This is a genomic window from Pseudoalteromonas sp. AS84, from assembly GCF_038900255.1.
Classification (GTDB): domain Bacteria; phylum Pseudomonadota; class Gammaproteobacteria; order Enterobacterales; family Alteromonadaceae; genus Pseudoalteromonas.
Genome location: NZ_JBBMQY010000021.1, coordinates 30,169 through 43,451 on the forward strand (window position 1 = coordinate 30,169; position 13,283 = coordinate 43,451).

The window sequence follows — 13,283 nt, forward strand, 5'->3', positions numbered from 1 at the left end:
TTAATATGGCCCAATCAGGATTAGACCTTTTCCCGTATACTCGCATGCGCAGAATGCGCCGCAGCGACTTTTCTCGCCGCTTAATGGCTGAAAATCAACTTAGCGTAAACGATTTAATTTACCCTGTATTTGTACTTGAAGGTAAAAATCGCCGCGAAGCAATTGAATCAATGCCGGGTATCGAGCGTTTATCAATAGATTTGCTGTTGCTTGAAGCAAAAGAACTTGTTGAACTTGGTGTACCTGCCTTAGCTATTTTTCCGGTAACACCTGCGGATAAAAAATCATTATTTGCCGAAGAAGCATATAATGATGATGGCTTAGTCCAACGCACTGTTCGTGCTTTAAAAGAAGCATTTCCTGAGTTGGGTGTAATTACTGATGGTGCACTTGATCCATTCACAACGCACGGTCAAGACGGCATTATTGATGACACTGGCTATGTGATAAACGACGTAACCACCGAAATTTTAGTTAAACAAGCACTCTCACATGCAGAAGCAGGCGCTGATGTAATTGCCCCTTCAGACATGATGGATGGCCGTATTGCTGCAATTCGTGAAGCGCTTGAAGCTGATGGGTTTGTGCATACCCGTATTATGGCCTACTCTGCTAAATACGCATCTAGCTACTATGGCCCATTTAGAGATGCAATAGGTTCTGCTGGTAACTTAAAAGGTGCCGATAAAAAAACCTACCAAATGGACCCTGCAAACTCTGATGAAGCAATACGTGAAGTCGCATTAGACTTACAAGAAGGCGCTGATATGGTCATGGTTAAGCCTGGCATGCCTTATTTAGATATTGTACGTCGTGTTAAAGACGAGTTTGGTGTACCTACTTTCGCATATCAGGTAAGTGGCGAGTATGCAATGCACAAAGCAGCTATTGATAACGGTTGGTTAAGTGAGGAAGCTACTATAATGGAGTCTTTACTTGCATTTAAGCGTGCAGGCGCTGATGGAATATTGACCTACTTTGCTAAGCAAGCCGCACAATACCTAGCTAAAAAGTAAGGGTTTTATAAAAAGGCGTTTAAACCGCCTTTTATTTACATTCGTTTACATTTTTGTATTATTTTCGTCATATTTATTCTCTAAACTGGTGTCCCATTTTGGGATTAATACACGGGAATAATAAAAAAATGTTTAAAACAAAAATAACACCACTCGCACTTGTTATAGCCAGTCTCAGTGCACCAGCATCCGCTGATCTAATCATTTCTGAATATATAGAAGGAAGTGGTTACAATAAAGCCATTGAACTTTACAATAATGCAACAACAGACATTGACCTTAGTGAATACTCATTACAGCGCTATTCAAATGGCTCTGCTAGCGTATCTACAGAAATTACATTAAGCGGTACTTTAGCTGCAAATAGTACCTATGTAATTGTCAATGCGGACACTAGAGCTTCTACCGACCTTTCAGGTAAAGCTGATCTATTAGATAGCGTAGTTAACTTTAATGGTGATGATGCAATCGTATTGACTAAGGATGGATCTGTTGTTGATAGTTTTGGACAAGTTGGTGTCGATCCTGGTTCATCGTGGTCAGAAGGCGGAGTAACCACAGCGAATCAAACTTTACGCAGAAAAGATGAAATTACTACAGGAAGAACAACACCTGATGCAGCATTTAACCCAAGTGAAGAATGGGTACAGTTCGACCAAGATGAGTTTGACGGCTTAGGCTCACATGCAGGTAATGGTGGAACAACACCTGAACCAATTCCAGAACCAGAACCACTTGAACCACTAGTTTGTGGTGCAGAAAAAACACTAATAAATGCTATTCAAGGTGACGGCTCTGCTAGCCCACTTGTAGGTACATTAGTAGAACTTGAAGGTGTGGTAACCGCAGACTTCCAAGGTGATGATCAATTAAAAGGCTTTTTTGTTAGCTCACTTGCTACAGACATAGATGCCAACCCACTAACTTCTGAAGGTGTGTTTGTTTATTTTGCAGATACTGATGTAAATGTTGGTGACCATGTGCGCGTACAAGGTACTGTTGAAGAGTATTTTGATGCAACACAAATTGGCAGCGTAAGCCAAGTAGCAATTTGTGATACAGGTTTACCTGTAGCAGCTACAAAAATTACTTTACCTTTAGCTGATACAACAGATTTAGAATCTTTTGAAGGTATGCTAGTTACTTTGGAGCAACCATTAGTAGTAACTAATAACTTTGGCCTTGGTCGATATGGTGAAGTTGAGTTAGCAACAGAGCGCTTGTATCAAGGTACACAGGTTGCACTACCTGGAGATACGGCTAATGCAGTTGAAACAGAAAACCTGCTTAAAAAGATCCTACTAGATGATGGCTCTACTGTACAAAACTTAGACCCAACAGCGTACCCAACTCCAGGCTTGTCAGCAGAAAATACATTACGTACTGGTGACACTGTAAACACAGTTACAGGTGCACTTGCTTATAGCTTTAGCCTTTACAGAATACACCCAACTTTAGCACCTCAGTTTATTGCAACAAATGCACGTGAAGATGCGCCTGAACTTAATGCTGAAGCAGATTTACGCGTAGCTAGCTTCAACGTACTTAATTACTTTAATGGTGATGGCCAAGGCGAAGGATTCCCTACCGCTCGAGGTGCAGATTCAGAAGCTGAACTTATTCGTCAAGAAGCTAAAATTGTAAGTGCAATTAGCGCTATCCAGGCCGACGTTGTTGGTTTAATGGAAATAGAAAATGATGGCTTTGGCGAATTTAGCGCTATTGCGAGCTTAGTAAATGCATTAAACGAAGCTGATTCAGCTAACCAATACGCATTTGTTGACTTTAACGTAGATCAAATTGGTACAGATGCAATTACTACCGCATTAATTTATCGTGCTAACAAAGTAGAAGAAGTAGGTACTGCTGCCATTACAACTGAAGCACCATTTGATTTTAGTAATCGTGCTCCAATTGCACAAAGCTTTAAATCATTAGAAACTGATGAAGTATTTACAGTTGCTGTGTCACACCTTAAATCTAAAAGCTGTGGTAGTGCTTCGGGTAATAATGCAGATTCAGGTGATGGTCAAGGCTGTTGGAATGAAATACGCACAGAAGGTGCTAATGCATTCGCTGATTGGCTTGATAGCAAACCAACCGGTATTGACGACGAAGATACTATTTTAGTCGGCGATATGAATGCTTACGCAATGGAAGACCCAATACGTGCATTTGCTGATAAAGGCTACAAAAATGTAGTTGCAGAAATTGATGGGGATACACGCGGTTACTCTTACAGCTTTTCTGGTCGCGCTGGTAGTTTAGATCACGCAGTAGCTACCCAATCACTACTTAGTAAAATTGTTGCAGCAACAGATTGGCACATCAACGCAGATGAACCTATTTCTCTTGATTACAATGTAGAGTTTAAAAGCGAAGGTCAACAATCTAGTTTGTACTCTGAAAGTGCATACCGCGCATCAGATCACGACCCTGTAATTATTGATATTAAATCTGAAATTACTTTAACACCTGAAGAGCAAACGCCTGTTATTACAGCTGATCAAGTTTTTGCAGTCGATGAAAACAGCGCAATTGGTACAGTTATCGGCACGCTCGATTTTAGTGATCCAAATGCCGATGAATCACCTGTTGTTAAATTTATTACATCTGATAATGATAGCGTTTCAATTAACAATCAGGGGCAGTTAATTGTTGCTGGAGAGATTGATTACGAATTCGAAAATCGTATTACTTTAACAGTGCAAGCTCAAGATAGCGTGGGTAACTTATCTAACGTTGAAAAAGTAGCTGTGAAAGTAAATAACTTACGCTCAGATGACGATAATGATGCAGGTTCATTATTATGGTTATCACTTCTTTTAGCACCACTATCAATAGTGCGTCGATTTAAAAAGAAATAACTAAGTTAAATCCAAACATTTAAAAAGCCGCTCTTGCGGCTTTTTTATTTTATACAAATGTAATTCAGACAAGCTTCATTAAACCCCCCGTAATATGTTCAGACGATCTGTGAATCTTCTAGTAATTAACCAGTAACAACTACATACATTTGAGTGAATTTTACACAATGAAACTCTTTTTATTATGTATATCGGTTTTACCTATTGAAAAGTATGAACTTTTATATGGGTTCACATTTTGCTTTAAATAATTAAAAAGATACTTACTAAACAAAATCAATATTTACCCTAAACGTAAAAATAAGTCGTGTTTTTATAAAGGAATGAGAATGAAACAATTAACCCAAAATCTGCCTAAATGGCAAAAAAAGTCAGCACCACTACTGGGTCTACTTATTATTTTTTCGACTTGGGGCAATAGCAACCAAGCGATTGCTGCAACCGTTGATGTAGCAATCCCACAAAGTAGCTTATTTGATGTAATTAGCGCTCGCGCCAAAAAGTTAGCAAGCGAAGAATACGTGGCACCTAAAAACATTGAGCTTGAAGCACTTAACAATATTGATTATCAAGATTACCGTTCAATTCGATTTAAAAAAGACAAAGCAGTATGGAAAGATGAAGGCCTGTACGAGCTACAATTATTCCACCCTGGTTTTTTATATAAAACACCTGTGACAATAAATACCGTTGATAGCGACTCTAAACGCAGTCGCTTACCTTTCAGTACTGACTTTTACCAATATGATGGCACAGCGGCACCACTACAAGAAGAAATAGCTAAAAGTGTTGCGGGTACTCAACTAGGTCATGCTGGGTTTCGCATACATTACCCATTAAATACTAACGAGTATAAAGATGAAGTAATGGTATTTCAGGGTGCATCGTATTTTAGAGTCGTTGGCCCTCAACAGGTTTATGGCTTATCAGCTAGAGGCCTTGCCATTGATACTGCAGAAAATTCGGGTGAAGAATTCCCAGTTTTTAAAGAATTCTGGTTAGTTAAACCAAAGGCCGACCAAACACAAATTACCATTTTTGCATTATTAGATAGCCCATCTATATCGGGTGCATACAAGTTCAGTGTTGACCCTACCACTAATATGCTAGTTGATGTTGATATGCAGATATTTGCGCGTAAAGATATTAAAAAACTGGGTGTAGCACCATTAACGAGTATGTTTTATCACGGCGAAAACAGCACCAAATTTTTTGATGACTACCGCCCTGAAGTTCATGACTCGGATGGTCTATTAACTCAATCTACTGATGACAAATGGGTATGGCGCCCTCTTAACAATCCTTCGCAGTTAAGTGTTACTTCATTTTCGTACAATAACCCAAAAGGTTTTGGGTTAGCTCAACGCGATCGAAACTTTAATAACTATTTAGACACAGAAGCACATTACCACAACCGCCCCAGCCTATGGATCGAACCACAAGGTGAATGGGGAAATGGTCGTGTAGAACTTGTAGAAATACCTACTGATACTGAAACTAACGACAATATCGTGAGTTACTGGGTACCAGAAAAGCCAATGAAAGCCGGAGATTCATTAAAGCTGAGCTACAAAATGACGACCTTTAATGCAGCTTTAACTCAGCACGAAAAAGCGCGAGTATTACGTACAAGGATTGGTAGCGCCGCTTTACCTGGTGAAGACAACCCACCACCAAAAAGTCATCGCCAATTTACTGTTGATTTTACTGGGTCGGAAATAAATCAACTTTCAGAACAATTAAAATTAGATGCCGACATTCAACTTACAACAGGCGAAGTAACCGACATAAATATCCAAAAACTGCCTGATTCACGAGGATGGCGTGTAGCTTTCAAAATTGCACCACAGGACGATCAACCCGTTGATATGCGTTTATCGTTAAAACTACGAGACAAAGAAATTAGCGAGGTATGGAGCTATGTTTGGTACCCAAATGACATCAAGTAATAAAGGGAAGGGCACTCCTATGCCATTCAAAACACTAAGAGTATGGCTATTTGCTATTGCGGCACTTGGCACATCTGGCTACGGCATATCTATTATGTTTGAGATTTTAAGCTCAAACGGTATGACATTACTTGAATACGCTCTTTTAGTATTATTCTCAATCACTTTTGCCTGGATTGTAACGGCCTTTTGTAGTGGAACAATTGGCTTTGTATTACAGCTATTACGAATTGATCCACTTACATTGAAACGTATTAAACCAATTGAGTTTGACGAGGAGGCAATTAACGCCCAAAAAACCGCCGTTGTAATGCCTATTTATAACGAAGATACCCACCGTGTTATCGCGGGTTTTGAAGTCAGCCTGCAATCGTTAAAAGAAACAGGTCAACTTGCAAACTTTGATTTTTACTTATTAAGCGACACCCAAGACCCACAAATAGCTAAAAATGAGCTAAGTGCGTGGCATGCATTGTGTGAGCGTTTAGGTGATACGGCAAAGCACGTATTCTATCGCCGTCGCGAAGATAACAAACATCGTAAAGTAGGTAACCTAACCGACTTTTGTGAGCGCTGGGGCAGCCAGTACGACCATATGATTGTGCTTGATGCAGATAGCGTAATGACCGGAAAATGTATGTTAGAGCTTACTACAAGTATGCTCAACAACCCACAAGCAGGTCTGATCCAAACTATTCCGATCCCTGTTCGTCAAGATACCTTTTTTGGCCGTTTTTTACAGTTTGCGTCAGTACTTTATAGCCCAATGCTCGCGACTGGCTCAGCTTTTTGGCAAACTGATAAAGCAAACTATTGGGGTCATAATGCAATCATTAGAGTTGAGGCATTTATAACGTGCTGTGGTTTGCCAACACTAAAAGGTAATGCACCTTTTGGCGGCGAAATTTTAAGTCATGACTTTGTAGAAGCTTCACTACTTCATAGTGCTGGTTGGGATGTATTGTTGCTATCAGATATTGAAGGTAGCTATGAAGAAGTACCAAGTAACATTCTAGACTACGCTGTACGCGATAGACGTTGGGTGCAAGGTAATATTCAGCACTTAGGTTTACTATCGTCATCCAAATTAAAATTAATGAGTAAGTTGCATTTTCTACTCGGTGCCACAGCCTATATTTCATCGCTAATTTGGCTCTCAATGTTGGCGTTAAGTACTATTGATGCAGTAACTCGCGCATTAAATAGTGATGTGTACTTTAACCGTGTTTACCAATTATTCCCCACATGGCAAATAGCTAAAACCGATCTTATTGATTCACTCTTGTATCTAACTATTATTATTTTATTAATGCCTAAATTAATGGGCATAATAGTAACCCTAATACATAGAAACAAACGCTTTGGTGGTTCAATTAAGCTAATACTAGGTTCAATCATTGAAACTGTATTTGCTATTATTGTTGCCCCATTAATGATGGTATTTCATGCTTACTTTGTACTTTGTGTGTTTTTAGGCAAAAAAGTGAAGTGGGATGCACAACCTCGTGAAGGTCGCATGGTCCCTTGGAAGGAAGCGTTTGGTTATACGTTATTCTCAACTATTGTGGCTATTGCATGGGGTAGTACAGCTTATTACTTCACACCAGTGTTCTTTTGGTGGTTATCGCCTATATTATTAGGCTTAGTGTTAGGCGCTCCAATTATCCGTTATACCAGTAGCATTAAGCTCGGTGTACAGCTTAGAAAGTTAGGTATATTTATTTGCCCTAGCGAAGTTGATAACGATTCAACGCTAGAAGCGCTTAAAACGCACCTAAAAGAAATTTCGATACCTGAGGAAGGTGCTTATCCACAAACTATACCGACACTACCACAAGAGCAATTGGTAACAATGCCTATCCAGTCCTTTAAAAAGCCAAGCAGGCTAAAGATGAAAGCGCTAAAAGCTAAGGCTATAAAAAAGTTTAATTAGCGCGTTATAAAATACAAAAACTAAAAAGGAGCGATTAATCGCTCCTTTTTGCTATCTTAATTAAAAATCAAGCGTTGCATTTATCGCTAATATTTTCCACTTTGTCAGCTAACTTATTACAGTACATTTCAGAAATAGCTGACTGCGCTTCATCATCAAGTTGCCAGTTATAGAAATGGAAATTTTTGCCATTATCTAACTCCACCTTAAAAATGGTGAAAAGAAAAAACGAACTAAATGATACGCAACTAATTTCCTCACTATTGATATAGCGCTCTGTGCACAAACGTGTATAACAAATACCTGCTTTATAACAATGTAAAAAACGAAGATGAAGAATATTAAAAGCAATGATAATTAGTAGAGCTGGCATTACAGTGAGAAAAACAATTTTTAGGTTCACAGTAAACATAATATGAATTAAAAATATTATGCTGAATGCTAAAATACATTTTGTGAATTGTAGCCACCAGTTTGGTGCTAATTTAATAGATTTCATGATCGTTACGTCTTATATAGAATTAATATGTAAACGTCTCTGCTGCGGAGACTTCCCTATCTGACTTTAGAGCTCTAGTCTAAAAGTGCTGGTATTCTACATTACGCACATAGAAGCATCAACAGAAGTTCTTAAAATTCAGTAGGTTACATAGCATTTACAATTAACTCCTTACAAACCAACTGATTAAGTAAATGAAGTAAATAAAATGCTCTCTAATACCTTTTTACTAACTGATAATATAGGACTACTTAATAATAAAATGTAGCTATAAACAACTACAAAAAAAAACTAAATTATAGGCAATAAAAAACCCGCAACATGTTGCGGGTTTTTTTAAAGAGTTAAAGTGCTAATTACTTAGCAGCTTTCTTCTCTTTTTCTGCAGCGATTACAGTTTCAGCTACGTTAGCTGGACATGCAGCGTAGTGTGAGAACTCCATAGAGAACTGACCACGACCCGATGTCATTGTACGTAGTGTACCGATGTAACCGAACATTTCTGATAACGGAACATCTGCTTTAATACGGATGCCTGTTAAACCAGCTTCTTGGTCTTTCATCATGCCACGACGACGGTTAAGGTCACCAATAACATCACCAACGTGATCTTCTGGAGTGAACACGTCAACTTTCATGATTGGTTCAAGAAGTTGTGCGCCCGCTTTAGGAATCGATTGACGGAAAGCGCCTTTAGCAGCGATTTCGAACGCGATTGCAGATGAATCCACGGCATGGAAACCACCGTCGAAAAGTTCAACTTCAACGTCAAGTACAGGGAAGCCAGCTAAAACACCTTCGCCCATCATTGACTTAAAGCCTTTCTCAACTGCAGGCCAGAATTCTTTAGGTACGTTACCACCAACAACTGATGATTTAAACGTAAAGCCTGAAGCAACTTCACCTGGCTTGATGCGGTAGTCGATTTTACCAAACTGACCAGAACCACCAGATTGTTTCTTATGCGTGTAGCTATCTTCGATTTCACGAGTGATAGTTTCACGGTAAGCAACTTGTGGTTGACCAACAATAAGGTCTACGCCGTAAGTACGCTTAAGGATATCTACTTTGATATCTAAGTGAAGCTCACCCATACCTTTAAGGATAGTTTCGCCTGAATCTTCATCAGTCTCAACTTGGAAAGATGGATCTTCTGCAACCATTTTACCGATAGCAACACCCATTTTCTCATTACCGCCTTTATCTTTAGGCTGTACAGCAATCGAGATTACTGGAGTTGGGAATACCATTGGCTCAAGTGTTACTGGGTGCTTAGGATCACATAAAGTATGACCAGTTTGCACGTTTTTCATGCCTACGATAGCAATGATGTCACCAGCTTGTGCGCTAGTTAATTCGTTACGGTCATCTGCTTGCATCTCAACCATACGGCCAACACGTTCAGTTTTACCAGTAAACGCGTTAAGGATAGTGTCACCCTTGTTTAGTTTACCTGAGTAAATACGTACGAATGTTAATGCACCAAAACGGTCATCCATTATTTTGAATGCTAACGCTTTGAAAGGTTCATCTGCAGATACGATTGCAAATTCGCCATTTTCGTTACCTTCTTCATCCATAAGAGGTTGAGGGTCAACTTCTGTAGGAGACGGTAAGTAGTCAATAACAGCATCAAGAATAAGCTGCATACCTTTGTTCTTAAACGCAGAACCACAGTATGTAGGGAAGAAAGCAAGGTCACGAGTACCTTTACGGATACAACGTTTGATATCTTCTACAGAAGGTGATTCACCTTCCATGTAAGCTTCAAGTAGTTCATCGTCTTGCTCAAGGGCAGTTTCAACAAGCATTTCATAATACTCGTCAGTTTTTTCTACCATGTCTGCAGGAACATCTGTAATTTCGTAGTTTTCAGGAAGACCAGTGTCATCCCAAACGTATGCTTTTTTAGTTAAAACGTCTACAACACCAATAAACTCATCTTCAATACCAATTGGTAGAGTCATGATTAGTGGTACAGCACCAAGTACTTTACGTACTTGCTCAGTTACACGGTAAAAATCAGCACCCATACGGTCTAATTTGTTAACGAAGATAATACGTGCAACTTCTGAGTCATTAGCATAACGCCAGTTAGTTTCTGATTGTGGTTCAACACCACCAGAACCACAGAAAACACCAACACCGCCATCAAGTACTTTAAGTGAACGGTAAACTTCAACTGTGAAGTCAACGTGTCCTGGTGTATCGATAACGTTAAAACGGTGATCTTTCCAGAAACAGCTTACTGCCGCAGACTGGATAGTAATACCGCGCTCAGCTTCTTGTTCCATGAAGTCAGTAGTAGATTCACCATCATGAACCTCACCTGTTTTATGGATTTGACCAGTAAGCTTTAGGATACGCTCAGTAGTCGTGGTTTTACCCGCATCTACGTGCGCGAAAATACCAATGTTTCTGTACTTCGATAAATCTGCCATTAATTTTACTCTTAATAAAGTCGATAAATTATTCGGCAGGAGTATAACATCACTTAAAGCGAACATCACCATACAAGCCGCTTAAAATGCAATCAATTCAACATATTTTTTTATATGCCAGAATCTATTAAATATCAAACATAACAAAAAACATGCAAGGCCTTGAAATAAATGGAATTTAATGCATTTACTTCAAATGCACGAAGTTACTTCGTTATTTTATAGCAGCGTTCAGGGCGGCCAATACTACCGTAGCTTTGATCCGCAGTTAACTTGCCTGACTCCAGTAAATACTCCAAGTAACGGCGCGCTGTAGAGCGGCTTACGCCAACTAAATCGCCCATTTGTTGAGCGGTAAATGCAGTGGTTCCGTGCTCTACAAAAGCATTATGTATTTTTTGTAGGGTAAGTTGATCGACCCCTTTTGGTAAACGAATAGACGTGTTGGTTTGTTGCTTTGAGCCAAATAATGTATCAACCATCGACTGTGTTACTTCACTCGCATCAGAAAAACATTGCTGACGTGATTCAAAACGTGCAAGAGCTTGATCAAGACGGCTTAGCATTAACGGCTTTACTAAAAAGTCGCACGCGCCTAACTGCATTGCTTTTTCAAGGGTTTCGACCTCTTTAGCTGCTGTTAACAACATAACTTCACTTTTAATCGCCCGTCGTCGTAAATCGCTTAACAAATCTAAGCCATTGCCATCTGGCAAATGTATATCGAGTAGAATTAAATCGGGTTCAATAGCATGCAACAAAGCTGTTGCCGTACTTAAATTACCGGCAATGCCTACTACCTGATACTGAGCTTGTCTTAAGCTCTGCTTTGGCGTTTGGCTACCGGCCACACCATTTGGTAATAACAAGTACTGCGCTAATAGCTGTGCTACCTCTACTTCGTCTTCAATTATTACTACTGAATACGTCATATTTAATGCTCTTATTATTTTGGAATATAAATACTTAGCCTTGCACCAAGCAAGTCTGACTCACCAATTTCTAACGTGCCACCACATGAGTCCAAATTTGTTTTTACTAAATATAACCCAATACCATGCCCCGCTCCCGATTTAGAGCTGTATTGAGGAGTAAAAATAACATCATGCTCAGAGCCTAACCCAAAGCCAGTATCTTCTACATCAAATAAAAGTGTTTGACTGGTTTCATCAACGGTTACACGTACTTTTGCAGAGCGAGAATCTGATGCTCTAATTGCAGCTTCAATGGCATTGTCTATTAAGTTTCCTAAAATAGACACTACTCGCTCTAGCATATCTTTGCGTGCAATAACGCCAAGTAGACTGTCAGGATTAAGCTCAAGCACAACATTTAATTCTCGCGCTTTATGATATTTACCCACTAACAAACCAGCAAGCACTGGGTCTTGTATGCACTCTAACAAGTTATGAATTTGTGCTTGGGAGCCTTGGCTTTCTTGCCCTATAATTTCTATAGCTTGCTCATTTTTCCCCATTTGCACTAACGCGCCAATTAAGTTGAGCTTATTGGAGTAGTCATGAGTTTGTACCCTTAAAAGCTCTGCAAAAGCCTGAACTTTAGTAAGTTGCTGGCTTAAATATTCAAGTTCATCAGAGGGGCGCATACTTAGTAAAATACCATCTGCCTGCCCTTGCACCTGTAAAGAAAACCTCGATAAAATGAGTCGTTTATCGGCGGCAAACAATTCAAAACCCACTATTTTACGCCGCTGATTTCGTAATAGAAACTCTGCGTGCTCTGGCAGTAAATCGTTTAAGCTGAGGTTCTGATTAATAATTGAAGTTGGTTTATCTAATATTTCGCAGGCGCGTTGGTTGAGTTTTCGTACTTTTCCGTCCGGGTCGAGTGCAATAATACCGCTGCGTACCGTATTTAAAATTGCATCTTGCTCTGAAAACAAACGTGCAATTTCATCTGGCTGCAGGCCAAAAATAGCATTTCTGACACGCTGTCCAATATAAATAGCCGCCAGTATACTTAAACCTACAAGTATTAAGCCCCATATTAAAATTTCACTACTGCGAGAGAGAATAAGCGGATCGATTGATTGTACTAAAAAACCAACCGACACAACGCCTACTATTTCATTATTACCTGCGTACACCGGCACTTTGCCACGAATTGATTCACCTAAACTACCATGAGCTACCGAAATATAGCGTTTACCTTTTAGCGCAGCTTGGCTATCGCCTCCGACCATTTTTTTGCCAATTTTATCTTCATCTGGATGCACAATACGAAATGCATTCTCATCGCCAATAACAATAAAGTCAGCACCTACAAGTTGTCGTAAATCTTCAATTTGCACGTTAATAGCGTTTAAGTCACTAGGGGTTTGCAATGCATTAATTACATCAGTACGTGTAGCTACACTACTAGCCACAGCTAATGCCTTATCGCCAATATGGCTATGTAAACTTTGCGCTGTAAGTTGATATACCAACGCGCCAAATAATAAAGCCTGCAATACACATAATCCTGTTACCCAAATAATTAATCGTGTTTCTAAACGTTTAGGTTTTGTGACCATGTTTTGCAATGGATTTAGCTTGTTGGTGTTTTTCATTTCATTCTC

The 13,283-nt window shown here is 39.4% G+C and carries 8 protein-coding genes; 4 read left to right on the forward strand and 4 right to left on the reverse strand.

What is annotated here, in order from left to right:
• The first annotated feature begins 5 nt into the window (after positions 1 to 5).
• The 4 genes from hemB (at position 6) to mdoH (ending at position 7,765) form a co-directional block, all read left to right on the forward strand.
• On the forward strand, positions 6 to 1,016 hold the full coding sequence (gene hemB / locus WNY79_RS17340) for a porphobilinogen synthase (RefSeq protein WP_024599708.1): 1,011 nt from the start codon (positions 6 to 8) through the stop codon (positions 1,014 to 1,016).
• Between the two features lie 128 nt (positions 1,017 to 1,144).
• On the forward strand, positions 1,145 to 3,883 hold the full coding sequence (locus WNY79_RS17345; protein ID WP_342876482.1) for an ExeM/NucH family extracellular endonuclease: 2,739 nt from the start codon (positions 1,145 to 1,147) through the stop codon (positions 3,881 to 3,883).
• Positions 3,884 to 4,212: 329 nt separating this feature from the next.
• Positions 4,213 to 5,832, forward strand: coding sequence for a glucan biosynthesis protein G (locus WNY79_RS17350; RefSeq protein WP_024599706.1), 1,620 nt, complete (start codon positions 4,213 to 4,215; stop codon positions 5,830 to 5,832).
• Positions 5,804 to 7,765 (forward strand): glucans biosynthesis glucosyltransferase MdoH, encoded by a 1,962-nt coding sequence (gene mdoH / locus WNY79_RS17355; RefSeq protein ID WP_024599705.1) that lies wholly within the window; start codon positions 5,804 to 5,806, stop codon positions 7,763 to 7,765. Before WNY79_RS17350 ends, mdoH begins: the two co-directional genes overlap by 29 nt.
• A gap of 67 nt (positions 7,766 to 7,832) precedes the next feature.
• Here the strand turns inward: mdoH and WNY79_RS17360 are convergent, their stop codons facing one another.
• From WNY79_RS17360 to WNY79_RS17375, 4 genes are all read right to left on the reverse strand, one after another.
• Positions 7,833 to 8,264 (reverse strand): hypothetical protein, encoded by a 432-nt coding sequence (locus WNY79_RS17360; protein ID WP_342876483.1) that lies wholly within the window; start codon positions 8,262 to 8,264, stop codon positions 7,833 to 7,835.
• A gap of 356 nt (positions 8,265 to 8,620) precedes the next feature.
• A complete protein-coding gene (gene fusA / locus WNY79_RS17365; protein WP_342876484.1) occupies positions 8,621 to 10,705 on the reverse strand; it encodes an elongation factor G in 2,085 nt (694 codons plus the stop codon).
• Between the two features lie 206 nt (positions 10,706 to 10,911).
• Positions 10,912 to 11,637: a response regulator gene (locus WNY79_RS17370; RefSeq protein ID WP_170072783.1), complete on the reverse strand. Its 726-nt coding sequence runs from the start codon at positions 11,635 to 11,637 to the stop codon at positions 10,912 to 10,914.
• Positions 11,638 to 11,651: 14 nt separating this feature from the next.
• Positions 11,652 to 13,274 (reverse strand): sensor histidine kinase, encoded by a 1,623-nt coding sequence (locus WNY79_RS17375; RefSeq protein WP_342876485.1) that lies wholly within the window; start codon positions 13,272 to 13,274, stop codon positions 11,652 to 11,654.
• Between the last annotated feature and the right edge of the window lie 9 nt (positions 13,275 to 13,283).